23 protein-coding genes and 1 tRNA gene are annotated in these 22,601 nt (G+C 71.3%); 8 read left to right on the forward strand and 16 right to left on the reverse strand.

The window, feature by feature from the left end; translation table 11 throughout:
- Genes ACZ432_RS05195 through ACZ432_RS05210 form a run of 4 tightly spaced genes read right to left on the reverse strand, consistent with a single transcriptional unit; the run spans position 1 to position 2,870 of the window.
- The gene (locus tag ACZ432_RS05195; protein ID WP_058366166.1) at positions 1-255 is read right to left on the reverse strand and encodes a 50S ribosomal protein L23; all 255 of its coding nucleotides are present in this window, start codon (positions 253-255) and stop codon (positions 1-3) included.
- Positions 252-998 (reverse strand): 50S ribosomal protein L4, encoded by a 747-nt coding sequence (gene rpl4p / locus ACZ432_RS05200; RefSeq protein ID WP_426962885.1) that lies wholly within the window; start codon positions 996-998, stop codon positions 252-254. Before rpl4p ends, ACZ432_RS05195 begins: the two co-directional genes overlap by 4 nt.
- A gap of 3 nt (positions 999-1,001) precedes the next feature.
- Positions 1,002-2,018 (reverse strand): 50S ribosomal protein L3, encoded by a 1,017-nt coding sequence (locus ACZ432_RS05205; RefSeq protein WP_426962884.1) that lies wholly within the window; start codon positions 2,016-2,018, stop codon positions 1,002-1,004.
- Positions 2,019-2,021: 3 nt separating this feature from the next.
- Positions 2,022-2,870 carry a putative RNA uridine N3 methyltransferase gene (locus tag ACZ432_RS05210; protein WP_426962883.1) on the reverse strand — a complete coding sequence of 283 codons (849 nt, stop codon included), beginning with the start codon at positions 2,868-2,870 and terminating at the stop codon, positions 2,022-2,024.
- A gap of 319 nt (positions 2,871-3,189) precedes the next feature.
- On the opposite strand from ACZ432_RS05210, the gene ACZ432_RS05215 reads away from it, so the two are divergent.
- Positions 3,190-3,260 (forward strand) — tRNA-Gly (locus ACZ432_RS05215).
- Positions 3,261-3,309: 49 nt separating this feature from the next.
- On the opposite strand, the gene ACZ432_RS05220 is transcribed toward ACZ432_RS05215, so the two are convergent.
- Positions 3,310-4,506, reverse strand: coding sequence for a molybdopterin-dependent oxidoreductase (locus tag ACZ432_RS05220; protein WP_426962882.1), 1,197 nt, complete (start codon positions 4,504-4,506; stop codon positions 3,310-3,312).
- A gap of 132 nt (positions 4,507-4,638) precedes the next feature.
- Here ACZ432_RS05220 and ACZ432_RS05225 point away from each other — a divergent pair, with 132 nt between their 5' ends.
- A complete protein-coding gene (locus ACZ432_RS05225) occupies positions 4,639-5,133 on the forward strand; it encodes a MaoC/PaaZ C-terminal domain-containing protein (RefSeq protein ID WP_426962881.1) in 495 nt (164 codons plus the stop codon).
- Between the two features lie 339 nt (positions 5,134-5,472).
- On the opposite strand, the gene ACZ432_RS05230 is transcribed toward ACZ432_RS05225, so the two are convergent.
- Entirely contained in the window at positions 5,473-5,814 is a 342-nt protein-coding gene (locus ACZ432_RS05230) for a hypothetical protein (RefSeq protein WP_426962880.1), read from the reverse strand.
- Between the two features lie 165 nt (positions 5,815-5,979).
- Here ACZ432_RS05230 and secF point away from each other — a divergent pair, with 165 nt between their 5' ends.
- From secF to ACZ432_RS05245, 3 genes are read left to right on the forward strand one after another with little or no spacing between them, the layout of a single operon-like run.
- Complete coding sequence (secF, locus tag ACZ432_RS05235; protein WP_426962879.1) at positions 5,980-6,885, forward strand: protein translocase subunit SecF; 906 nt, start codon at positions 5,980-5,982, stop codon at positions 6,883-6,885.
- Positions 6,886-8,523, forward strand: coding sequence for a preprotein translocase subunit SecD (locus tag ACZ432_RS05240; protein WP_426962878.1), 1,638 nt, complete (start codon positions 6,886-6,888; stop codon positions 8,521-8,523). It begins immediately after the preceding gene.
- Between the two features lie 50 nt (positions 8,524-8,573).
- Positions 8,574-8,828, forward strand: coding sequence for a hypothetical protein (locus ACZ432_RS05245; RefSeq protein ID WP_426962877.1), 255 nt, complete (start codon positions 8,574-8,576; stop codon positions 8,826-8,828).
- A 2-nt stretch (positions 8,829-8,830) separates the two neighbouring features.
- Here ACZ432_RS05245 and rnhB read toward each other — a convergent pair whose 3' ends face one another.
- The 4 genes from rnhB to ACZ432_RS05265 form a co-directional block, all read right to left on the reverse strand.
- On the reverse strand, positions 8,831-9,526 hold the full coding sequence (rnhB, locus tag ACZ432_RS05250; RefSeq protein WP_426963104.1) for a ribonuclease HII: 696 nt from the start codon (positions 9,524-9,526) through the stop codon (positions 8,831-8,833).
- Positions 9,527-9,580: 54 nt separating this feature from the next.
- Positions 9,581-10,864: a tRNA pseudouridine(54/55) synthase Pus10 gene (locus ACZ432_RS05255; RefSeq protein WP_426962876.1), complete on the reverse strand. Its 1,284-nt coding sequence runs from the start codon at positions 10,862-10,864 to the stop codon at positions 9,581-9,583.
- Between the two features lie 47 nt (positions 10,865-10,911).
- Positions 10,912-11,238: a hypothetical protein gene (locus ACZ432_RS05260; protein WP_426962875.1), complete on the reverse strand. Its 327-nt coding sequence runs from the start codon at positions 11,236-11,238 to the stop codon at positions 10,912-10,914.
- A 135-nt stretch (positions 11,239-11,373) separates the two neighbouring features.
- Positions 11,374-11,646 (reverse strand): hypothetical protein, encoded by a 273-nt coding sequence (locus ACZ432_RS05265; RefSeq protein WP_058366310.1) that lies wholly within the window; start codon positions 11,644-11,646, stop codon positions 11,374-11,376.
- 442 nt (positions 11,647-12,088) lie between these two features.
- Here ACZ432_RS05265 and ACZ432_RS05270 point away from each other — a divergent pair, with 442 nt between their 5' ends.
- Together ACZ432_RS05270 and ACZ432_RS05275 are read left to right on the forward strand one after the other, a co-directional pair.
- Complete coding sequence (locus ACZ432_RS05270; protein ID WP_426962874.1) at positions 12,089-13,159, forward strand: ABC transporter ATP-binding protein; 1,071 nt, start codon at positions 12,089-12,091, stop codon at positions 13,157-13,159.
- Complete coding sequence (locus ACZ432_RS05275) at positions 13,156-13,941, forward strand: ABC transporter permease (RefSeq protein WP_058366308.1); 786 nt, start codon at positions 13,156-13,158, stop codon at positions 13,939-13,941. Before ACZ432_RS05270 ends, ACZ432_RS05275 begins: the two co-directional genes overlap by 4 nt.
- A 437-nt stretch (positions 13,942-14,378) precedes the next feature.
- Here the strand turns inward: ACZ432_RS05275 and ACZ432_RS05280 are convergent, their stop codons facing one another.
- Positions 14,379-16,604, reverse strand: a complete 2,226-nt coding sequence (locus ACZ432_RS05280) for a CDC48 family AAA ATPase (protein WP_426962873.1) — start codon at positions 16,602-16,604, stop codon at positions 14,379-14,381.
- A gap of 270 nt (positions 16,605-16,874) precedes the next feature.
- On the opposite strand from ACZ432_RS05280, the gene larC reads away from it, so the two are divergent.
- Positions 16,875-18,326 carry a nickel pincer cofactor biosynthesis protein LarC gene (gene larC, locus ACZ432_RS05285; RefSeq protein WP_426962872.1) on the forward strand — a complete coding sequence of 484 codons (1,452 nt, stop codon included), beginning with the start codon at positions 16,875-16,877 and terminating at the stop codon, positions 18,324-18,326.
- Positions 18,327-18,532: 206 nt separating this feature from the next.
- On the opposite strand, the gene hemA is transcribed toward larC, so the two are convergent.
- The 5 genes from hemA to ACZ432_RS05310 are packed head-to-tail and all read right to left on the reverse strand — an operon-like array spanning position 18,533 to position 22,579.
- A complete protein-coding gene (hemA, locus tag ACZ432_RS05290; RefSeq protein WP_426962871.1) occupies positions 18,533-19,852 on the reverse strand; it encodes a glutamyl-tRNA reductase in 1,320 nt (439 codons plus the stop codon).
- A complete protein-coding gene (locus tag ACZ432_RS05295; RefSeq protein WP_426962870.1) occupies positions 19,849-20,526 on the reverse strand; it encodes a precorrin-2 dehydrogenase/sirohydrochlorin ferrochelatase family protein in 678 nt (225 codons plus the stop codon). Before ACZ432_RS05295 ends, hemA begins: the two co-directional genes overlap by 4 nt.
- Positions 20,527-20,551: 25 nt before the next feature.
- The gene (gene ahbB / locus ACZ432_RS05300) at positions 20,552-21,637 is read right to left on the reverse strand and encodes a siroheme decarboxylase subunit beta (RefSeq protein WP_426962869.1); all 1,086 of its coding nucleotides are present in this window, start codon (positions 21,635-21,637) and stop codon (positions 20,552-20,554) included.
- Between the two features lie 59 nt (positions 21,638-21,696).
- Complete coding sequence (locus ACZ432_RS05305) at positions 21,697-22,164, reverse strand: DUF7112 family protein (RefSeq protein WP_426962868.1); 468 nt, start codon at positions 22,162-22,164, stop codon at positions 21,697-21,699.
- Positions 22,165-22,180: 16 nt separating this feature from the next.
- A complete protein-coding gene (locus ACZ432_RS05310; protein ID WP_058366243.1) occupies positions 22,181-22,579 on the reverse strand; it encodes a 30S ribosomal protein S6e in 399 nt (132 codons plus the stop codon).
- Positions 22,580-22,601: the final 22 nt, after the last annotated feature.

Here is a 22,601-nt window from a genome sequence, read left to right on the forward strand (position 1 = left end):
TTAGAACACCCCGATGCGGGAAGCGATCTCGGTGGCGTCGTCGTCCTCGGAGAGGCCGACGGTCGCCTTCTTCGTCCCCTGCGGAGTTATCTGCGTGTTCACGTCGACGACCTCGACGTCGTAGCGCTCGGAGATGGCGTCGCGAATCTCCGGCTTCGTCGCGTCGATGTGGACGACGAACTGGAGCTTGTTGTCGAAGTCCATCTCGTCCATCGCCTTCTCGGTGACGATGGGGTGCTCGATGACGGTGCTCATCGCTCCGCCACCTCCTCGAGCGCGCTCTCGGTCCAGACGGTGAGTCGGCCCGGGTGCGTCCCGGGCGCGAGGTCCTCCGCGTTCACCTCGTCGGCCGTGGCCACGTCGGCGCCCGCGAGGTTGCGGGCGGCGCGGGACGGCTCCTCGCTGGTGACGAAGAGGATCGACTTCGGCTGGCTGTACTTCCGGCCGCGGAGCTTGCCCTGGCCGGCGCGGACGGAGCGCCCCTCCTCGGCGCGCTCGATGTCCGCGTAGACGCCGGCGCCTTCGAGGAAGGCGACGACCTCCTTGGTCTTCTCCAGGTCCTCGAACGCGTCGGAGACGACGAGCGGAAGCTCCGCGTCCTCGTCGAACGCGTGACCGCGCTCGGCGACGATCTCGGCGTCCGCGGTGGCCGCGATGGCCGAGCGGACGGCGAGCTGTCGCTCCTTCTTGTTGAGGTCCTTCGACTGGTCCTTCTCCGCCTTCGGCGGGTGAGCGCGCCGGCCGGATTCCGCGAAGGGAACCCGACGGGCCTGCCCGTTCTCGCGCGGGACGTGCGCCATCCCGCGACCCGAGCCCGGCGACTCCGCGGGCGTGCGGAGGCCGGCGAACTCGTCGGCGCCGTAGGCCTGCTTTCGGTTTGCCTGTGCGACGGTGACGGCCCGCCGGATCAGGTCCGGTCGGAACTGCGTCTCGAAGACGTCCGGCAGCTCGACGCTGCCCTCGTCCCCGCCGTCCAGATCGCGTACTGTTGCCTTCATAGCTTATCCCTGGTTGGATGCGGTGGAGACGTACCGGACCTCGGGGTCGAGGCGCGGCTGGTCGTTCGGTCGGATGGCCGGGCGGAAGCGGAGAAGCCGCTTGTTCGGACCCGGAAGCGAGCCCTTGATGAGCGCGTAGGAACCGTCGACCTCGCCGTAGTTGACGAAGCCGCCGTCGACCGAGGCGTCGTCTCCCTCGCCGAAGTCGATCAGGCGCTTGTTGAGCTCGGTGCGCTGGTGGTAGCCGGTCTGGCCCTGCTGGGGGACCGTCGAGCGAACGCGCGACGGGTTCCACGGGCCGAGGTTACCGATCCGGCGCCGCCAGCCCTGGCGGGCGTGCTTGCCCTTTCGCTTCTGGACGCCCCAGCGCTTGACGGGGCCCTGGGTGCCCTTCCCCTTCGTGATGCCCGAGACGTCGGTGTACTCGCCGGCGCGGAAGACGTCGCCGAACTCGTGGGCGCCGCCCTCCTCGACCAGGTCGAGCGCGAAGTCGACGCGGTCCGCGACGGAGCCGCCGCCGACCCGCGTCTCCATGACGTCGGGCTTCTTCTTGGGGACGTTCGCGAGCTCGGCCGGTACGGTGTGGGTGATGACGCGGACGTCGTCGACCGCGCCCTCCTCCAGCAGCGTCCGGAGCTCCTCGGCGTCCTCCTCGAAGGTGTCTTCCGCCGGCAGGTCGAGCGTGCGGTCGAGCTCCTCGTGGAACTCGGTCGCCCAGACCTCGGTGACCGGCTTCTGTCCGTACGGCGTCTCCTCGTAGGCTCGGAGGGCGACCGCGTACATCGGCGGCGTCTCCACCACCGTCACGGGGACGGACTCCTCCATCCCCTCACGCGGCGAGTTGGCCTCGTCGTTGACCATCACGACGTGGGTCATCCCGGCCTTGTAGCCGGCAAAGCCCTGCAGCGCAGGGGAACCCTCGTCGTCGGGCCACGAGCGGATGCGAGGCACCTCGCTCGCCGCGCGGGTGCGCGGACCGAAACCCAGCGAGCCTTTTCGTGGTCGGCTTGGTTGTGGCATTGGTTACTCCGTGAGTCTGAGAGCGCCCAGTGACGCGAACATCGCTTCCTCCGTTCGCACCACCGCGCTCTCCTGTCGCGGGATCGTGTTCAGCCAGAGGTCGAACCCCGGATCGGGCTCGACTGGGCCGCCGTCGGCGGCCCGGACGTCCTCGGGGGATACCCCGAGGATCGCCGGAAGCCCTCGTCCCGGCGCGCCGAAGACGACGGCGGTGTCGTCGGTCGACGTGCGGGCGACGAGTTCACCGAGTCGCGAGACGGAGAGCTCCTCCCCGTGTCGCGACGTGGCGACGGCGAACTCCTCGCGTGCGAGTGCGTCCGGCAGGTCCGCGCCCACGACCTGGAAACCGTCCTCCGGCTTCCCGGCGATGCGGGCGCGGACCGGTTCTCTCGAAGAGATCCTGATGGTAACGCGCTCCCCCTGCTCGACCTCCATATCGGAGGGGACGAGCAGCGAGATCGGGTGTTCCCCCAGCGGGGAATTGACCCGAACGCGGCCTTCAGATCCGACCTCGGTCACGAGTCCCTGTGTTAACGACTCGTCCCCGCCAGGGGCCGAGCCGGTCCGTGACTCGACGCGGAGCGGCGGCAGCACGCCCGCGTACTGCAGTTCGTCGCGCTGCCCCCAGAGCTCCTTCCGGAGGTCCGGGGGCGTCGCGGCGTACCGCAGCACGGTGCGGACGAATCCGCCACCCCATCGGCGCTCGCCTTCCCGGTCCGGGAAGACGACGAGCCGGCTCGCCCCGAAGACCGCCGCCGCGCGGGCGACGTATCCGAGCTTGCGAGTTGCCTCGCGTTTGTCCTCGGCTTCGCGGACGAGCGAGGACGGCACACACAACGTGAGTCCGTCCATGGGTCGCCTCGTCACTAGACTGTATCCACAGTTTCCGATCCACCGGTAAAAGCGTAGCGGTCCGTATTCCGGACTGTGGCGGGTTCACACGCCCCCTGAGCGGCGTTTCGCCGTGTGAACGCGTGACGATGGGAGGACGGGCTCCCCGATCTGGCGGTATTTATTGAGTCTTCGCGGGCACGCACGCGAGAGCCACAGGTCCGACAGTCCGGTGCTGCGACGCCCCGGCGCGACCGCGAACCGTGCCACCGGACGGCGAACGACCGCCGGAACGGAACCCTTATGTTCGCGTCGGCGGTTAGCAATGAGTGCGAAGCACGCACCGGTAGTGTAGTGGTATCACGCAACCTTGCCATGGTTGCAACCCGAGTTCAAATCTCGGCCGGTGCACCTTCTCTCCGACGCCGCCCGCGTAGCGAGCGGCTCGTCCGCCGCGCCCTCAGTCGAAGCCGCTCACCAGCGTGACGACCCACTGCGCCGGGTCGCGCTCGGCGCGGACCTCCACGCGCGTCACCCACTTCACCCACTGGAAGCCGCGGCGCCCGGGCGCCACGAGTCGGACCGGGGCGCCGTGGCCGTGGGAGAGCGGCTCGCCGCCGACGCGGGTCGCGAGCAGGGCGTCCTCCGCCTCCGCGAGCGGGAGGCTCCAGCGGTAGCCCGTCACGGAGACGAACCGCACCCACGCGGCGTCGCCGGTCGGCCCGCCCGCGGCCGCGAGCAGGTCGCCGACGCGGACCCCCGCCCAGCGCTGGACGGTGTACCAGCCGCTCGTGCAGTCGAGCAGGGCACGGGCCGCGTCGCTCTCGACGGTCGGTACGTCGCCGGCGCCCCCGGTTACCCCGCCGTCTCCACCGCTCTCGCCACCGCCGCTGCCCTCGCCACCGCCGCTGCCCTCGCCACCGCCGATTCCCCCGGCCGCCGGGTCGACCGCGAAGTTGGTCGGAGTCGCGACCAGCCCGGACACCGCGAGCCGGTAGGCGTCGCGGTCGATCGGGTCGGGGTCGTCCGCGACCCACGAGGTGACCGGAAAGCTCGCGTTGCCCGCGCCCTCCCGCGGCTGTGACCCCGTGAACCGCCGGTCCGCGCCCGCGGTGTCGAGCGCGGCGTTCAGGACGCCCTGCGCGCGGTACGCGAGCACGCCCGCACCGAGCAGCACCGCGAGCCGGAGCGCGTCGCGGCGACCCTCCGTGTCCGCCAGGCGCGGTCGGCGGGCGCGCGTGCTCGCGTGCGCCGCCACGAGGGGGACGAGCGCGAGCCCGAAGCCGACGTGGACGGACAGCAGCGTCCAGTAGGAGAGCCGGACGTCCAGCCCGAACACCCACGCGACTCCGGTGGCGAGCGTTCCGACCGCGGCGACGAGCGTCAGCGCCGAGAGGACCGTGGAGGGGACCCAGCGGTCGCGGTCGGTCAGCCGCCCGCCGACCCGCGCGAGCTTCCAGCCCAGCAGCGCGACGAACGCCAGCCCGAGCGCGCGGTGGAGCCAGAACAGCGGCCAGCCCGCCGGGACGCCGACCGTGAACGAGGCCAGTCCGGTGGCCGCCTCCGCGAGGACCACGGCGAGCAGCGACCAGTCGACGACCCGCGGCGGCGGCTCCAGCCGGGCGAGCCACCTCGCGGCCGCCGCGCGGAGCGCCATCGCCGAACGGTAGGGTCGGCCGCCACAAAAGCCCGCGGCCGGGGTCGGAGCGACCCCGTTCGTGTGGAGCCACGGCCGGCTTCGACCGTCCCGGATCGCAACCGTCCTCACCGTCCTCACACAAGGGCGCACGTGACCCTCCACTTCGAGGACCTGGACACGGAGACCCGCTTCGGCCTCGGTGAGGCCACGCTCACCGAAGCCGAGATCGTGGCGTTCGCGGAGCGCTTCGACCCGCACCCGTTCCACGTCGACCCCGACGTGGGCGACGAGTCGCCGTTCGGCGGGCTGGTGGCGTCGGGGCTCCACACCTACTGCGTCTGCAACCGGCTCGCGACCGACGCCCTCTTCGGCGACCTGGCGTTCCTCGGCGGAATGGGCGTCGAGGAGCTCCGCTGGCACCGGCCGGTCCGCCCGGGCGACACGCTCACCGGGACTACCGGCGTGATGGAGCTCCGCGCCTCCGAGTCACACCCCGAGCGCGGCTACGCGGACCTGTACACCGAGGGCGTGAACGGCGACGGCGATCGCGTCGTCTCGTGGACCGCGCTCGGGATGGTGCGGCGCCGCGACGCGGCCGTCGAGGAGCCGCGCGGGGCTACGGCCGGGAGCGACTCCCGCAAGTAGCACGACGACGGGACGGACTCCGACGGAGCGTTTCCGTCACAGGTCCGGTTGATCGTGGCGGCCTCGGCCGGAACGTCCCAGCCGGTTCGACCGCGCCGGGTTCCGGGAGACGGTCCGGGCCGCCCGCAGAGGCGGGCTCGCGGATCGACCGGCGACGCCGCCTCCTTCGCCTGATCGCGGCGACACGTGGTCGGCGCGGTGTGCGATGGTCGCACGACGCCGCGGCCGCCCCAACACCGCGTCAGCACAGCACCGCCCCAGCATCGCACCGCGTCAGCACCGCACCGACTCAGCACCGCACCGACTCAGCACCGATGTCGGACCGCACCGGCTCCTACGTCACTCCACCGGCCCGGCCGCGCTCTGGACGCGCCAGCCGCCCTCCACGTCGCCCTCGCGGTCGACGTACGCGATCTCGGTGGTCTCGGTGACCGCTGCGCGGTCGGTCTCCCCGGCCGCCGTCTCGACCGCTTCGACCCGAAACTCCACGTCGAGGCTGTCGCCACAACAGCCGACGTCGACGAACTCCTCGCGGACGTCCCCGACCGACACGGTGCCGAGCGAGCGTCGGAAGTAGCTCCGGTAGCGGTCCGCCTCGAACTGCTCGCGGGCCCAGTCGCTCGCGTTCTCCGGATACGAGAGCACGACCCGCGTCGCCCGCGGTGGATCAGTGTCTGCCATGTGTTACCGTACGGTTCGGGGGCGCCTAGAGGTTTCGCCGAGGTCCGCGAGCCGCGGTCCTCGCCCGGAGCCGCGAGGGGGATCGCTCCGCCGTCGGCGTACCGCTCGCACCGCCACGTTCGGAAGATAAGAAGGCTTATTCGGCCGGCAGGACGACCCCGGGGCATGGTCCAGATCGACGTACCGGAGGTCGACTACACCCGGTACACGAACCGGCAGCTGGTCGCGATCCCGCTCGCCGTGCTGGTGGTCTCGCTGGCGGTGATCGGCGGCTGGTACGTCGTGACCGGCGCGCCGGCGAACCTCGGCGTCGAGTTCACGGGCGGCGCCGAACTCCGCGTGACCGCCGACGACGCGGGCACCGACGCGGCGGACGCGCGGCTCGACGACGCCTTCTCCACCGAGCCGTCGTCGATCCAGTACATCTCCGGGGACGGCGCCTACGTGGTGACGTTCCGCGACGCCGACCTCCCGGACGACCCCGAGCAGCGACAGGAACGGCTGAGCGCGCTCTCCGAGGAGGCCGAGGCGTCCGGCTTCAGCGTGGAGAGCGAGAGCTTCGTCTCCGCGAGCTTCGGGGCCGGCGTCGCCACGCAGGCGCTGGCCGGCGTCGGCGTCGCGTTCCTCGGCATGAGCGTGCTCGTCTTCGCGATGTTCCGCTCGTTCGTCCCCTCGCTCGCCATCGTCGCCTCGGCGTTCTCCGACCTGCTGATCCCGGTCGCGATGATGAACCTGCTCGGCATCGAGATGACGCTCGGGACGGTCGCCGCCCTCCTGATGATCATCGGGTACTCCGTGGACTCGGACATCCTGTTGAACAACTCCGTGTTGCGTCGCACCGGCGGCTTCTACGAGTCGGTGAGCCGCGCGATGCGGACCGGCGTGACGATGACGCTCACCTCCATCGCCGCGATGCTCGTGATGACGGTCGTCGCGTGGCTGTTCGGCATCACGCTGCTCCGCGACATCGGCATCATTCTCGCAGTGGGGCTGAGCGCCGACCTGATGAACACCTACCTGATGAACGTGAGCCTGCTGCGCTGGTACAAGTTCGAGGGGGTGAGCCGATAGATGCTCGAACCGGTCAAGAAGCACTGGCGAGTCGCGCTGTTGGTCGTGGTCGTCCTCGCCTCGACGGTCGTGCTGTTCGCGCCCCAGTTCGCGCCGGAGACTGGCGTCGCGGCCGACGAGAACCCCGCCGACGCCAGACAGGGGATCACCAACCTCCAGTTCGGACTCGACCTGGCGGGCGGGACGCGGATCCGCGCGCCGTTGGAGGGATACACCGCGACCGACGTGAACTTCGACGGCGACGACCCGCCGGACGTGGGTCGGGCCGTCGCGGACGGGCTGTCGGGGACCGACAGCACCGACATCTCGGTGACGCGGAGCACCCAGCGCGAGGGGTACGGCACCATCGAGGTGACCGACGCGAACGTGACCGAGGAGCAGTTCCGGACCGCGGTCGAGGCGGCCGGCTACTGGGCCGAGGACACCGAGGTCCGCGTCGGCGTCACCGAGGAGACCCGCAACGCGGCACAGGACGTGATCCAGTCGAAGATCAACGAGGCGGGCCTCTCCGGCGGACAGGTTCAGCAGGTCACCGACCCCAGCGGGCGCCACTACATGCAGATCGAGGTGCCCGGCGAGGGGCGCGAGGACGTGATCGAACTGCTGGAGGACCGCGGGACGGTCCGACTCGACATCTACTACCCGGACCCGGACGCTGAGGGCAACGCCACGCGCATCCGGAACGCGCTCGTGCGCGACGACTTCGACGAGATCGGTACCGCGACCCGCGACCAGCGGAGCGACGTCGCGTACGTCCCCGTCACCATCGTGGGCGACGCGCCGGAGGGACAACAGTCGCCCGCGGAGCAGTACCAGGCGGCCGTTCAGGAGGCCGACGCCGCGGCCGGCCGCGGGCAGGGGACGCGGTGGCGCTGTAACACCGACGACTACACCGAGACCGAAGACCCCTGCCTGCTGCTCGTCGTCGACGACGAGGTGGTCAGCACCTTCGGGATGGACGACGGCCTCGCCGACAGCATGCGCGCCGGGACGTGGGCGAACGACCCGAACTTCCGGCTGACGACCGGCAACGAGGAGGGCTCCTTCGAGCGCGCACAGGAGGTCTCGATCAACCTCCGGGCCGGCGCGCTGCCCGCGGAGCTCAACATCGGCGGCGAGGGGTCCGTCTCCAGCATCTCCCCGACGCAGGGGGAGAGCTTCCGGCTCTACTCGCTGATCACCGGGATCATCTCGGTGTTCGCGGTCGCGGGCATGGTGTTCCTCCGCTACCGCGAGAAGGAGGTCGCGCTGCCGATGATCCTCACCGCGCTCGCGGAGGTGTACGCGCTGCTCGGCTTCGCGGCGCTGGTGAACTACCCGATCGACCTGGCGGTCGTCGCCGGGTTCATCGCGGTGGTCGGGACCGGCGTCGACGACCTGATCATCATCGCCGACGAGGTGATGAGCGAGGGCGACGTGAACTCCCGGACGGTGTTCGACTCGCGGTTCCGCCGCGCCTTCTGGGTGATCGGCGCCGCGGCCGCCACAACGATCATCGCCATGTCGCCGCTGATGGTGCTCGGACTGGGCGACCTCTCCGGGTTCGCCATCTTCACCATCCTCGGCGTGCTCATCGGCGTGCTCATCACGCGCCCGGCCTACGGCGACATCCTGCGGACGCTGCTGACGGAACGGTAAGGCGGCCCGTCGTCGGGAGCTTTTTTCTGCCCGCGCTCGACGACCAAGCGATGCCCGCCACGGACCCCGCTTCGAGCGACGCGCCGTCGACCCGGCCACCGGACGGCCTCGACCCCGGCGTCCGCCGCGACCTCGTCTACCTGCTCACGCGCGCGGTCGCCACGCTCGGGGCGATCCTGATCCTCGGCACCGCCGCGATCGTGTGGCCCGGCGCGGCCGCGACGCTCGTGGTCCTCCAACTTGGCGCGCTGGCGCTCGGCCTCTCGTGGCTCGGGCAAGCCGTTCCAGAGGGGAGCGACGGGTAGTCTCAGAACTCGTCCAGTCCGGACTGGGCGGCCGCGTCGAGCAACCGCTCGCAGGTGCGCCACGACCGGCGTGCACAGTCGGGCACGTCGCCGTGTTCGTCGACGTAGGCCTCCAGAAACTCGACGGTGGTCGCGTCGCCCGGGTAGCCGCTTCCGGGGTCGGCCTCGTGGCGCTCGGCGACCGCGGCCATCCGCGCGTCCCGCTCCACCTTCGCGACGACGCTGGCGGCGCTCACGACCGGGTGGGACTCGTCCGCGCCGTGTTCCGCGGTCACGTCGACGTCCGGCCCGCCGCGGTCGGCGACCGCCTCACGGACGCGGCGCCCGAACCGGTCCGCGAGCACGTCGCCGGCGTCGACGACGACCTCCGGGGGGTCGTCCTCGGTCGCCTCGGCCCCCGGCCCGTCGTCGTCCGCCGCCGAGAACAGGTCGGCGAGCGCCCGCGCCTGCGCGGCGACCGTCAGGCCGTTCATGTCGGTGTCGGGCGCGTCGATCTCGGCGGGCTCGACGACGCCGATCCCGACTCCGACGGCCTCGCGGTCGCGGAGGGCGGCGGCCAACTCCTCGCGGCGGGCGGGGGCGACGCGCTTGGAGTCGTCCACGTCGTCGGGCAGCGTCTCGGGGTCGACCCGGACGGCCGCCGCCACCATCGGTCCCAGCACCGGTCCCTTGCCGGCCTCGTCGACGCCGATACAGATCACGGTCGAAGAACGCGGCGAACGGTCATAGGCGTTTTCCGTCGGCCGTCGCGGTCAGTCCCGGAAGAACTCCGCGTCCTCGAACGGCTCGTCCTCGCCCTCGACGGCCAGCACGTCCAGCGCCGTCACGACCGCCTCGACGCCGAGTTCGCCCGCGAGGCTCGGCTCCGTGCGCCCCTCGTCGCCCGAGATCAGCTCCTTGATGTAGAGCCCGCCCGCGCCGTGGACCTCGACGGTCGCCTCGCGGGGGGCCTCCAACTCGGCCGTCATCTCGTAGACGTCGCGCTCGCGGGTGAGGTTTGCGCGCCGGTGGTCGACGCGGTTCGGCGTGTACTGTTCGATGGTCGCGCCCTCCAGCGCGTCGACCGCGGCCGCGAGGTCGGCCTCGCTCACGTCCGCGCCGAACTCCACGCGGGCGCGGTAGCGCTTCGAGGCGTCGTGGCGCTTGACGCGCTCGACCATCTCGTAGGTGGCGAGCCGTAACCCCTCGACCTCGATCTTCCCCTCGGCGAAGGCGTTGATGTCCGCCTGCAGGCGCTCCACGTCTGCCCGGCGCCGCTGCGGCTCCTCGACCTCGATCACGAACGGGCGGCCGGTGCCGAGCATCAGCGCGTCCACGTCCTCGCGGCCGGCGCCGTGGAACGTCGCCTGGGTGCCGCCGAGCACGTCTTCGACGACCGGCGCGGTCAGCTCCTCGACGCTGTGGGGGTAGAGGTAGCCCGTCCCGTCACAGTGGTCGCAGGGCTGTCTCCCCTGTCGCCCCGAGCCGTCGCACTCCCGGCAGGGCCACTCCGTCTGCGGGATGTCGCGCTCCAGCTTGCGGTAGCGGCCGTAGACGAACGTGGAGTTCACCTTCGCGTCGGCGGTCCCGTCCTCGAGGTTCAGCGTGAACTGGACGTGCGGGCGGTCGAAGGAGACCTCCGCGTCGGTCAGGCGGCCGACGCGCTTGCCCACCTCGCGGTTGAACTCGGACTTGAACGGCTCGCCGGCGTCGGCCTCGAGGCCGCACTCCTCGCGGAGCAGCGCCTCGTTCTCCTCGATCAGCGGCGGCGTTCTGGTGCCCACGTTGTAGGTCGAGAAGTCGACGTCGCCGACGGCCTCGACGGCGCGCTCGGCCCACTCGTCGAACGCGGCGCAGTGGCCCTCGCAGACCCAGCAGTCGGCGGTCTCGACGGGGTCGAAGTCGGCGTCGTCCGCGAGCGCGTTCGCGACCCGGAGCGAGCGCCCCCGCTCCGCGTTCGAGAGGCCGAAACTGCGGTCGGCGACGAGCCGACCGAGACAGGCGTCACACACGGGCCCGGTCGCGGCGGCGTCGGCGGCGACCTCGAGTACGTTCATACCTCCTCAAGCGGGCGACCGCGTAATTGCTTTTCTGACGGCGCTCGTCACTCGCCGGCGGCCGTCCCGGTCGCGGGCGTCCGCGTCGTCCGGTCGCGGTCGGTCTCGCGGCGCGCGTCGTAGGCGCGCTGCGTGCCGGCGCCCGCGACCGCAGCCAGCGCGACCAGCGCGGCGACGGGGTAGCTCGCGGCCAGCGCGACGACCACGGGCAGCGCGGCCAAGGCGATCAGGACGCCGAGGCGGGGCACGGCCGCGGCGTCGGGCGGTGCGGCGCCGCCGGCGGCGAGCGTCGCGGCGGTCGTCTCGCGTGCTGTGTCGGTGCGTGCGTCGGTTCGTGCGTCGGTGCGTGCGTCGGCGTGTCGGGGTCGTACCATCGTCGGAGTCGTGTGACGCGATGCCCTCGCGTCGGGGGTGGGTCGGTCGGCGGCTCAGTCGGCGGCTCAGTCGGCGGGTCGGTGCCGTGGGTCGGTCGACGGGCTGGTCGGCGGCTCGCTCGTTCGAGCGGCCACTCAGCGGCGGGTGACATCGTGCACCCCCACGAGGTCGGCCAGGTCCGCGGTCGCGGCGCCGTTCGCGAGGCGGACGCGCACGTTCGCCTCGACGGTGAGGTCGTTGAGCCGCGGCTGGAGGCCGGTGACGTCGACGTCGATCACGTCGGCGTCGGCGGCGCGGTCGAGCTTGGTTCGGACGCCGGCGTGGAGGTCGCCCGCGGCGTCGCGGGGCACCTCCAGCCGCACGGCGATCCGCTCGGTGCGGTCGGCCTGGTGGGTTGCGGCGGCCATACGGGACCGGAAGGGGGTCGAACCCTCGCGAGTCGCGCCGGTGCGACCGGTCCTGGTGGCCGAACGGGGACGAAAACGGCGTACTCTCCGATGTGGGGGTCGAGAGAGCGAAGAAACCGTCGCCGTCCCGCGTCCGGCGGGGGTTACGCGGAGACGGCGTCGACGGACGCGACGACCATCCCGCGATACCCGGCGACTCCGCTCTTCGGGAGCGGCGTCGTCCAGATTGTGTTCGGGGTGGTCATCGTGACTCACTCGTGACGTGTAGGGGAGGTATAATAAATGTATCCCGGGGCAGTCAGGCGTTCACACGGTGATTCGCGTCCATCAGTGATCAGGAGTGATCGCTTGCTGCTCCGGAGGGGTCGTGGGTCGCTCGTCCGCCGACGCCGCGGCCGGCGCTTTCGCGCCGCTTAACCGCGGCCGCGGCTCACCGTCATTCATGACCAACGCGCTGGAGATCGACGGCCTCCGCAAGCGGTACGGGGACGTCGAGGCGCTGAAGGGGGTGTCGCTGACGGTGCCGGAAGGGTCCTTCTTCGGCCTGCTCGGTCCCAACGGCGCCGGCAAGACGACGTTCATCAACGTGCTCGTCGGGCTGGTGCGCGCCTCCGGCGGGGACGCGTACGTCTTCGGCAACCACGTCGAGGACGACTACCGGGAGGCGCGCGACCGCATCGGGCTGGCGCCACAGGAGTTCAACGTCGACCGCTTCTTCCCCATCCACGAGGTGTTAGAACACAAGGCCGGCTACCACGGCGTTCCGGAGGACGTGGCCGCCGAGCGGGCCGAGCGCGCGCTCAAGCGCGTCGGCATCTGGGACAAGCGGGACACGCGGTTCGACTGGCTCTCCGGCGGGATGAAGCGCCGGTTCATGCTCGCGCGGGCGCTCGTGACCGACCCCGACCTGCTCATCCTCGACGAGCCGACCGCGGGCGTCGACGTCCAGCTCCGCAGGGACCTCTGGGAGCTCGTCACCGAGCTCAACGACGACGGCACGACCGTCCTGTTGACGACCCACTACATCGAGGAGGCCGAGCGGCTCTGCGACGAGGTGGCGATCCTCGATTCCGGCGAGGTCGTCACCGTCGCCTCGCCCGAGGAGCTGATGGACCGCGGCAACGACCGCATCGTGGTCACGCTCCGGGACCCGGCCGTCGCGGTTCCCGATGCGGTCGCGGGCGACGACCGGATCGAGCGCGTCGAGGTCGACGGCGACCGGCTGGTCGCGGTCGCACGCCAGGGCGGGCTCGTCGCGCCCGACCTCGTGCGCGCGCTCGACCGCGAGGGGTTCGAGATCGTCGACCTGGAGATCCGCCGGACCTCGCTGGAGGAGGTGTTCGTCGACATGACCAGACAGGGCGAGGCGGTCGGCGACGGCGAGAGCACGGACGGCGCGCCCTCCGGGAGCGCGGCGCCGGTCGCGGCCGACGCGAGCGGGGGCGGTGGTGGCGGTGGCGACGTGAGCGAGAGCGGCGTCGCCGAGACGCCCTCCGCGGAGGCGGAGCGATGAACCGCGTCGACCTCACCGGCTTCCTGACGCTCGCGAAGCGGGAGGTGCTGCGGTTCGTCCGCCGGCCGCGCAACACGTTCGCGCCGCCGTTCATCACCAACGTGCTCTACTTCTCGGTCTTCGGCGTGGTGCTCGGCGAGCGCGTCGGCACGGTCGCGGACGTGCCGTACATCCTGTTCATCCTCCCCGGGCTGGTGGTGCTCGGCGCCGTCTCGAACGCCTTCGAGAACGCTTCCTTCTCGATCTTCCACGGCCGCTGGAACGAGTACATCCACGAGGTGCTCACCTCGCCGCTGTCGTACGCCGGCATGGTGTGGGCGTACGTCCTCTCCTCGGCGCTGCGCGGGCTGCTCGTCGGCGGCCTGATCGCCGGCGTCGGGTGGGGGATCGTCTCGGCGCTTTACCGGCCGGTGCCGGTCGAACATCCCCTCTATCTGATCGCGTTCATGCTCGTGATCACGCTGCTCTTCGCGAGCCTCGGTGTCGTCGGCGGGCTGCTGGCAGAGGACTTCGACGACCTCACCGTGATGAACCAGTTCATCCTGCGCCCGCTGGTGTTCTTCGGCGCGGTGTTCTACTCGCTGGGTGACCTGCCGCCGGCGCTGCGACAGGTGTCGCTGGCGAACCCGATGGTGTACATGGTCAACGGCGTGCGCTACGGTTTCCTCGGGTTCGCGGAGGTCGACCCCCGGCTCTCGCTGGCGGTGCTGGCCGGGATGACGGTGGCGGCCGTGCTCCTCGACGTGTGGCTCTTCGAGCGCGGCTACGGGCTGACGGACTGACCGCGGCACCGCGGGCGGCGGTGCTGTTTCTGTCGCGGTTGCGGTTCCGCGGTTGCGGTTCCGCGGTTGCGGTCCCGCGGTTGCGGTCGCGGTTACGGTCGCGGTTACGGTCGCGGTTGCGGTCGCGGTTGTGGTGCGGTTTCCGTCGACGCTGTAGTACCGCGGCGGCGCGAGGGCGCGCAGCGCCCGGAGCGCCGACCGCGGGCCCTTTTTGATCGACATTTTTCAAGGACGGGTGAGCGCGCCGCCCGCGGCGCGCGAACCCGACGCAGAAAAAGGTCGGGGTGCGGTTTCCGTCGACGCTGTAGTACCGCGGCGGCGCGAGGGCGCGAAGCGCCCGGAGCGCCGACCGCGGCCACTTTTTAGTGGAGGTTTTTGCGACGGGGGTGAGCCGCGGCGTCTTCGACGCCGTGGCGGTTCCCCGTCGCAAAAACGTCCTATTGGAACCCGATCCGGCCGCTGCCGGTGTCCCGGAGGGCGTCCTGGCTGCCGCCCTTGAACTGCTCCTCCACGTTCTCGTAGTAGCGGAGGATGTCCTCGTTGATGGTGGGGCGCACCGACTCCATGGCGCGCCGGAAGTGCTTCATCTCGACCTCCTCGGCCTCGTCGTCGTCGCGGAGCGCCTCGATGGCGGCCTCGCGGGCGATGCCCTCGAGGTCGGAGCCGACGTAGCCGTCGGTGATCTCCGCGACCTCGCGGAGGCTCACGTCGGGGGCGAGCGGCGTGTCCTGGGTGTGGATCTCCAGGATGCGCTCGCGGCCCTCCTCGTCGGGCTGGCCGATCATGACGAGGCGGTCGAACCGGCCGGAGCGGAGGAGGGCGGGGTCGATCATGTCCGGGCGGTTGGTGGCGCCGATCACCATCACGTCGCCCATCTCCTCCAACCCGTCGAGCTCGGTGAGGAGCTGGTTGACGACGCGCTCGGAGACGTTGTTGCCCATCTCCTGTCCGCGGGAGGGCGCGAGGCTGTCCAGCTCGTCGAAGAAGATGATCGTCGGCGAGACCTGCCGCGCCTTGCGGAAGGTCTGTCTGATCGCCTTCTCGGACTCGCCGACCCACTTCGAGAGGAGCTGTGGCCCCCTGACGGAGATGAAGTTGGCGTTCGTCTCGTTGGCGACCGCCTTCGCCATCAGCGTCTTACCGGTCCCGGGCGGGCCGTACAGCAGGACGCCTTTCGGGGCGTCGACGCCCATGCGGTCGAACTTCTCGGGCGAGGTGAGCGGCCACTCGACGGACTCCTGGACCTCCTGTTTCGCCTCGGTCAGGCCGCCCACGTCGTCCCACGAGATCTTCGGGAGTTCGACGAGCACCTCGCGCATCGCGGAGGGCTCGACCTCGTTGAGGGCGCCGTCGAAGTCCTCCCGCTTGACGATCATGCGGTCGATGAGGCTCGGCGGGATGTCCTCCTCGTCGAGGTCGATCTCGGGGAGGTACCGCCGCAGCGCCTTCATCGCGGCCTCCTTCGTCAGGCTCTCGACGTCCGCGCCGACGAAGCCGTGGGTGTCGTCCGCGAGGCGGTCGAGCGAGACGTCGTCCGACAGGGGCATGCCGCGGGTGTGGATCTGGAGGATCTCCTTGCGGCCGACCTCGTCGGGGACGCCGATCTCGATCTCGCGGTCGAACCGGCCGGGGCGGCGGAGCGCGGGGTCGACGGAGTCGACGCGGTTCGTCGCCGCGATGACGATGACCTGTCCGCGCGTCTCCAGCCCGTCCATCATCGTCAGCAGCTGTGCGACGACGCGGCGCTCGACCTCGCCGGTCACGTCCTCGCGTTTGGGCGCGATGGAGTCGAGCTCGTCGATGAAGATGATCGACGGCGACTCGTCTTTCGCGTCCTCGAAGATCTCCCGGAGCTGCTGTTCGGACTCGCCGTAGTACTTCGAGATGATCTCGGGGCCGGCGATCGAGAAGAACGAGGCGGAGGTCTCGTTGGCGACTGCCTTCGCCAGCAGCGTCTTCCCGGTGCCCGGCGGGCCGTGGAGCAGGACGCCCTGCGGCGGCTCGATGCCGAGCTTCTTGAAGATCTGCGGGTGCTTCATCGGCAGCTCGACCATCTCGCGGACGCGCTGGATCTCGTTTTGCAGCCCGCCGATGTCCTCGTAGGTGATGCCGCCGCCGGTCTTCTCGAAGCCGGAGATCGGCTCCTCGCGGAGCTCGACCTCGGTGTCCTCCGTGATCATGCAGACGCCGTCAGGCTCCGTCTCGACGGCGATCAGCGGGATCGCCTGTCCGGGCGAGCGCATGAACGGGTGGTTCGTCGAGGACATCACCGGCACGATGTCGCGCTCGACGACCGGCCGCTTGAGGATCTGGCGTTTGACCATGCCGGCCGCGTCGGAGCCGAACTGGACGGACGCCTCCTCCGGCGGCGCGAGGACGAGCTTGTCGGCCGTCTCGGCCTCCGCCTTCCGGATGGTGACGCGCTCGCCGATGCCCACGTCCGCGTTCTGGCGGGTGAAGCCGTCGACGCGGACCGTGTCGGTGTTCCAGTCCTGCCGGTCGGCGCGCCACACCTTCGCGGCGGTGGTCTCGCCGCCCTCGATCTCGATGATGTCGCCCGGCGACAGCTTCAGGTGGAGCAGCGTGTCGGGGTCGAGGCGGGCGATACCGCGACCCGAGTCGTTCGGGTACGCCTTCGCCACTTCGAGTTGCACTTCGTTCATGATTGGCTCGCGGGGATACTGCGTAGGTCCGCGCGGTCCGGGGATAAGTCTGTTGTCCCCCCGGACACCGGGTGCTCGACTGGCGATTCCCGGCCGCCGCACGACCACGTCCGTGTGACCATGTAGCACGGTACTGTCCGCGGGTACAAAACCCCGTCGCTGCCGTGGGTTTTTCTCCCATACCCCGCCCCCGCGCTCAGCGAAGCCGACCGCGGAACGGCTCCGCTCCCGAGCGGGAGGCTCTTTACCCGGCCGCGCCGACGCTCGAGCATGAGGACGCTCGCGTTCGACGGCCGCACCGGCGCGGCCGGCGACATGATCTGCGCGGCGCTGATCGCGGCCGGTGCCGACCCCGCGGTGCTCGACCCCGTCGAGGACGCGCTCCCCGTGCGCTACGAGGTGGGAGAGACGACGAGGAACAGCATCCGAGCGACGACGGTCGACGTGCTCCTCGCCGAGACCGACGGCGGGCACTCGCACGACCATCACGACCACGGCGAAGCGGATCATCGACACGGCCACGGCGAGGACGACCATACCCACCAGCACGCGGAGGGTTCGGGGGTCCACCGCACCTACCCCGAGGTGGTCGAGGCGGTCGAGGCGATGGACCTCCCGACCGGGGTCGCGGAGGACGCGCTCGCGGTCTTCGAACTGCTCGCCGAGGCCGAGGCCGCGGTCCACGGCACGGACCTCGCGGAGACGCACTTCCACGAGGTCGGGGCGGACGACGCGCTCGCGGACGTGGTCGGCGCGTGCCTGCTGCTCGACGACCTCGACCCGGACCGCGTCGTCACCGGGCCGGTCGCCGCCGGCGGCGGCGAGGTGGAGATGAGCCACGGCGTCTACCCGGTTCCCGCGCCCGCGGTCGTGGAGGTCGCCGAGCGCTCCGGGCTCGCGCTGCGCGGCGGGCCGGTCGAGTCGGAGCTTTTGACGCCGACCGGCGCGGCCATCCTGGGCGCGCTCGCGGAGCCGGTCGCGGAACTCCCGGCGATGACCGTCGAGGCGGCGGGCTACGGCGCCGGGCGGAAGTCGTTCCCGGAGCACCCCAACGTCCTCCGCGCCGTCGTCGGTGAGGCGGTCCCCGACGGGGGCGACGACGCGGCGGACCCGCACGCCCCCGGCGACCACGGCCGCGACCACGGGGACACCGACCACGGCGGCACGCACGGCCGCGGGGACACCCACGGCCACGACGCCACTCGCGACCACGGGAACGCGCACGGTCACGACGCCGCCGAGCGCGGACGGCGCGACGCCGGACTCGTCCGCGACGACGTGGCGGTGCTGGAGACGAACCTCGACGACGCGCCGCCGGAGGTGCTCGGCGGGCTTCAGGAGACGCTCTCGGACGCGGGCGCGCTCGACGTGACGGTCCTGCCGACGACGATGAAGAAGTCCCGGCCGGGTCACCTCGTGAAGGTCGTCTGCGAGCCGGGCGACGCCGCGGCGGTCGCGGAGCGCCTCGCGCGCGAGACGGGGACCTTGGGGGTCCGAGAGTCCGCGGCCGGTCACCGCTGGATCGCCGAGCGCGCGTTCGAGACGGCGGAGGTAGTCGTCGATGGCGAGACCCACGAGGTGGCGGTGAAGGTCGCCTCGACGGCCGACGGCGAGGTGTACGACCGGAGCGCGGAGTACGACGACGCGGCCGCGGTCGCCCGCGAGACGGACCTCCCGATCCGCGAGGTCATGCGCCGCGCCGAGAACGCGGCCGGGAACTGAACGGGCCCCCGAGCGAGATCACGGGGGTTCACCGTCCGGGAAGCGACGGTACCGCCCAATCAGAAGAGGGTGGTTGGCTCCGAGTCCTGGAACTCGTGGCCGTGCAGTCGTTGCGGTACTGTGCGGGGAGAGACTCGAAGTGCTAGCGGCTCGACCCGGTCCGGTCACCGAAATCTCCGGGACCCACGGCTCGCTGCGTCTGCCGTTCAGTCGTCCAGTTCTTCGACCAGCCCCTCGGGGGGATGTTCGGCGTCGCTCTCCTCGCCGGGGGTTTCGGGCGGCGCGTCGAACTCCGGGTCGAACAGGCGGAGCGCGGTCTGGATGGTGGTCCAGTCGTCCTCGCCGGCGGCGTCGCGGAGGGATTTCGTGGGCGCCGCGAGCAGTTGGCCGACGAGCGCGTCCGCGAGCGCCTCGACGGTCTCGCGCTGCTCGGCGGTGAGCCCGCCCTGCGTCTCCAGTTTGGTGAGCGCCGTGTCGACCTCGCGGGCCTTGGTGCGCTCCGCGCCCGCGTACATCGCGGAGATGACCTCGTCGGCGCGCTTGCGCTTGAACGAGTCGAGCAGGCGGTCGAGCTCGTCGTCGATCATCGCCTCGACCGCGCGGGCCTCCGCCTCGCGCTGTTCGCGGGTCCGGCGCGTGACCGACTCCAGCGCGTCGATGTCGTACAGCGTGACGCCGTCGAGGTCGTCCGCCGCGGTCTCCACGTCGCGCGGCTGAGCGATGTCGATGCAGACGACCTCGCCCGCGTCGGTCAGGTCGCCGCGGCCGAGGACCGGTTCCGGGGCACCCGTCGCACTGATCACGAGATCCGCAGTCGGGATCACCTCGACCAGTTCCGAGAGCGGGAGCGCGCGCGCGTCCATCTCGATCTCGCCGGCGACGTGTTCGGCGTGCGGGACGGTCCGATTGGCGACGACGACCTCCGCGGTCGGAGTGTCCGCCAGAGCGCGGGCCGCGAGCGTCCCCATCTCGCCGGCGCCGACGACAACCGCGGTCGCGCCGGCCAGATCCAGTTCGCGCGCGGCGAGTTCGACGGCCGCGGAGCCGAGCGAGACGACGCCCTCGTTGATCGCGGTCTCCGTGCGGGCGCGCTCGCCGACGTGGATGGCCTTCGTGACGCTCTCCTCCAGCATCGGGCCGATGCCGCCCGCGGATCGCGACTCCTCGTAGGCGGTCCGCACCTGGCCGAGGATCTGGTCCTCGCCGAGCACGAGCGACTCCAGTCCGGCCGCGACCCGCATCAGGTGGCGGAGGCTCTCCTCGTGGTCGAGGTGTCTGACGGCGCCCTCGCGCACCTCCGGGGCGAACGTCGAGAGCGCCGCGGTGCCGTCGGCGGCCCTGTCGGTGACGACGTATGCCTCCGAGCGGTTGCACGTGGACACGGCGTACGCCTCCGAGACGCCCTCACGGGCGAGAAGGTCGGAGACGGTCGCGCGGACCGAGTCGCCGCCCGCGGCGTCGATCTCGTCGACCGACGCCCGGGTGTGAGCGACGCTGACGCCCGTGATTACGCCGGTGTCGATCATGCGTTGCACGTCTCCTGGACCACCCTGTTGGCTTCTTCCCGAGCGTTTGCGTCGCCCGCTTGTAAAGCCTTCCAAACCGGCCCCGACCGCACGACGGCGCGGACCGCGTCCCGTCGCGTCTCGGGGTCGACCCCCGCCGCCTTCAGCTCCGCCCGGATCTCGCCGGTCAGCGCCGCCATCGCGCCGGCACCCTCGAGTTCCGCCTCGATGCGCTCGCGGAGGTGCTTGGCGAGCGCCGGACTGGTCCCGCCCGTCGAGACGGCGACCGTCACCGGGTCGTCCGCGACCGTCGCGGGGACCACGACGCTCCCCGCGTCGCGCCCACCAGCCTCGTCCGTCCGGTTGACCAGCGCGCCAGCCGCCCGCGCGGCCGCCTCCGCCGCCGCGTTGACCGCGGGGTCGTCCGTCGCCGCGACCACCAGCGCCGGGTCGGTCCGTTCGACCCAGTCGCCGACCGCGTCGGCGTCCGGGGCCTCGCGGATCAGGTCGACGGCCCCGGCGTCCCCGTCGGCCACCCGATCAGTGGCCATGGTCCGCAGCGCGTCCGAAAAGGCCGGGCTCACGACGATTACCGACGCCTCCGACGCGAAGCGGCGGACCTTCCGGGTCGCGACGCTCCCGCCGCCGACCACCAGCACGGTCTCGCCGTCGAAGTCGTGGAACAGGGGGATCATGGATGTCGAGGAACTCCGAGAGGGATCAGGCCGTGTTCGAACTCGCGCGCTCGTCGATCCGGATCCCCGTCTTCTTCAGGATCCGCGTCGAGAACAGCGTGTCCCAGTCCTCGTCGCTCACGTCCCAGTAATCGTCCATCACCTCTTTCACCTGCTGGACCCGCCGGTCGCTCTCCGCCTCGGAGCGCCCGTGGGTCATCGCGAAGAAGTTGTACGGCCAGACGCCGTCGTGGCGCGGCCGCTCGTAGCAGTGAGTGACGAACTCCAGGTCGGCGACGACCGGGCCGACCTCGTCGAGCACCTCGTCGGGGACGTCCCAGACCGTCATCCCGTTCTCGGTGTAGCCGAGCGCGTAGTGGTTCGGGATGACGCCGACGCGGCGGACCTTCCCCTCCGCGTCGAACCGCTTGATCGTCTCCACCACCCAGTCGGTCTCCGCGCCGACCGCCTCGGCGACGTCCGCGTACGGCGTCTCCGTGACCGGCAGCCCGCCCTGAATCTCCACGACGAGGTCGCGCTCGGCCGGCGTCAGCGTCTCCCGCCCGGAGGGCTCGACCGCGGGACCGAGCTCCGAGAGGTCCACGTCGCCGTCCGGAACCGGCCCGTCGAGCAGGAACTTCGCGCCGACGTGGAACTCCTGAATCTTGGGCAGGTCGTACGTCTCCTGTCCGGTCGCGGCTTCGATCTCCGCGAGCACCTCCGCGACGCGGTCCGCGCCGTCCTTGTCCGGGTCGGGGTGGTCGGCCACCGAGACGACGAACCACATGTTGAGGTGCGGGTGCTCGCGCTCGTAGTTGTGCGCGACCGCGGGGAACTCGTTCACCGTCTCCGCGACCTCGTCGTACCGCTCCTCGGGGGCGTGCATCGCCACCAGCGACGCGGCGCCGCCGATCTCCTCGGCGTTGACGAGCGCGCCGAACCGAGAGAGGACGCCCGCCTCGTCCAACTCGCGCACGCGCTCGCAGAGCTCCGGACCCGTCACCTCGACGCCGCGATCCCGGAGCGCGGCCGCCGCGGGCTCGAAGGGGCGCTCGACGACCGGGAATCCCCCCTGAAAGGCGTTGAGGATCGCCCGGTCGAGCGTCGACAGATCCGCGTCGACCTGCTTCATACGCGCCCTGAGGGCCGCGGCGGATTAAGGGGTTCGGAGCCGCGGCCCGTCGAGCGGACTCAGCCGTCGAGGTCCCGCGCGATGTCCGCCAGCGACCCGCTCGGGCCGGCGTCCACGTCGTAGACCGCCCGGTCGCCCGGCAGCCGGAGCCCGTAGGCGTCGCCCGACTCCACGACGTCGAGCAACAGGGAGTCGTCCTCCTCGCGGTCGTGCTCGCGCAGCCACGCGACGAGGCGGTTCTCGCCCTCGCCGGGGGTCCGCGCGAGCCGCCGGTTGTCGTAGGCGCCGCGGATCAGGCGACCGCTCGCGTCCGAGACGATCCGCGCGTGGTAGGTCTCGCGCTCGACGATCAGCCGGACGAGGTCGCCGTCCGCGAGCCCCAGCGCGTCCGCGAAGCCGGACTCGACGCGGCGGTCGAGTTCGTCGTCGTTCGGGAGACGCACGCAGGGCTTCCGGGTACCGCCGCTGCGGGCGACCGTCACGCGGACGGACGCGACGCTCTCGTCGTCGGAGGTGACGCGCGCCATCGAAAAGGTGGGTCGGCTACTCCTCGTCGCCGTCGTCGCCCTCGCCGAGCGCGGCGGCCACGTCGCCCTCGCCCTCGACGACCTTCACGTTGATCTGGGCCACGTCCTCGGCGACCTCGGCGCCGCGGACCGTGACGCGCTTGCGCTCGCCCTCGCGGGACGGCTCGTAGCCGACGCCGCCCTCGAGGAGGAGCTCCTTCAGGCTCGTGCCGGGGACGTCCGCGCGCATCGGCCGCCCGGTTTCGTCCGAACCGCCGGTGATCTCGACCGTGAAGCCGTCGAGGCCGACCGCGGCCCCGTCGGCCTCGTCACCGAGGCTCAGTCCGAGAAACCGATTGGCGTCCTGTCCGTCGACCTCGCGCTGGAACGTCGCGCCGGTGTCGGGGTCGGCGACGACGACCTGGAATTCTGCCATGCGGGAAACGACAGCCCGACCG

The sequence above is a fragment of the Haloparvum alkalitolerans genome (assembly GCF_055381565.1).

Bases quoted from the DNA above. Each gene is read 5' to 3' on its own strand.
- ACZ432_RS05195 (WP_058366166.1), bottom strand. From the start codon at position 255: ATGAGCACCGTCATCGAGCACCCCATCGTCACCGAGAAGGCGATGGAC.
- rpl4p (WP_426962885.1), bottom strand. From the start codon at position 998: ATGAAGGCAACAGTACGCGATCTGGACGGCGGGGACGAGGGCAGCGTC.
- ACZ432_RS05205 (WP_426962884.1), bottom strand. From the start codon at position 2,018: ATGCCACAACCAAGCCGACCACGAAAAGGCTCGCTGGGTTTCGGTCCG.
- ACZ432_RS05210 (WP_426962883.1), bottom strand. From the start codon at position 2,870: ATGGACGGACTCACGTTGTGTGTGCCGTCCTCGCTCGTCCGCGAAGCC.
- ACZ432_RS05220 (WP_426962882.1), bottom strand. From the start codon at position 4,506: ATGGCGCTCCGCGCGGCGGCCGCGAGGTGGCTCGCCCGGCTGGAGCCG.
- ACZ432_RS05230 (WP_426962880.1), bottom strand. From the start codon at position 5,814: ATGGCAGACACTGATCCACCGCGGGCGACGCGGGTCGTGCTCTCGTAT.
- secF (WP_426962879.1), top strand. From the start codon at position 5,980: ATGGTCCAGATCGACGTACCGGAGGTCGACTACACCCGGTACACGAAC.
- ACZ432_RS05240 (WP_426962878.1), top strand. From the start codon at position 6,886: ATGCTCGAACCGGTCAAGAAGCACTGGCGAGTCGCGCTGTTGGTCGTG.
- ACZ432_RS05245 (WP_426962877.1), top strand. From the start codon at position 8,574: ATGCCCGCCACGGACCCCGCTTCGAGCGACGCGCCGTCGACCCGGCCA.
- ACZ432_RS05255 (WP_426962876.1), bottom strand. From the start codon at position 10,864: ATGAACGTACTCGAGGTCGCCGCCGACGCCGCCGCGACCGGGCCCGTG.
- ACZ432_RS05260 (WP_426962875.1), bottom strand. From the start codon at position 11,238: ATGGTACGACCCCGACACGCCGACGCACGCACCGACGCACGAACCGAC.
- ACZ432_RS05265 (WP_058366310.1), bottom strand. From the start codon at position 11,646: ATGGCCGCCGCAACCCACCAGGCCGACCGCACCGAGCGGATCGCCGTG.
- ACZ432_RS05270 (WP_426962874.1), top strand. From the start codon at position 12,089: ATGACCAACGCGCTGGAGATCGACGGCCTCCGCAAGCGGTACGGGGAC.
- ACZ432_RS05275 (WP_058366308.1), top strand. From the start codon at position 13,156: ATGAACCGCGTCGACCTCACCGGCTTCCTGACGCTCGCGAAGCGGGAG.
- ACZ432_RS05280 (WP_426962873.1), bottom strand. From the start codon at position 16,604: ATGAACGAAGTGCAACTCGAAGTGGCGAAGGCGTACCCGAACGACTCG.
- larC (WP_426962872.1), top strand. From the start codon at position 16,875: ATGAGGACGCTCGCGTTCGACGGCCGCACCGGCGCGGCCGGCGACATG.
- hemA (WP_426962871.1), bottom strand. From the start codon at position 19,852: ATGATCGACACCGGCGTAATCACGGGCGTCAGCGTCGCTCACACCCGG.
- ACZ432_RS05295 (WP_426962870.1), bottom strand. From the start codon at position 20,526: ATGATCCCCCTGTTCCACGACTTCGACGGCGAGACCGTGCTGGTGGTC.
- ahbB (WP_426962869.1), bottom strand. From the start codon at position 21,637: ATGAAGCAGGTCGACGCGGATCTGTCGACGCTCGACCGGGCGATCCTC.
- ACZ432_RS05305 (WP_426962868.1), bottom strand. From the start codon at position 22,164: ATGGCGCGCGTCACCTCCGACGACGAGAGCGTCGCGTCCGTCCGCGTG.
- ACZ432_RS05310 (WP_058366243.1), bottom strand. From the start codon at position 22,579: ATGGCAGAATTCCAGGTCGTCGTCGCCGACCCCGACACCGGCGCGACG.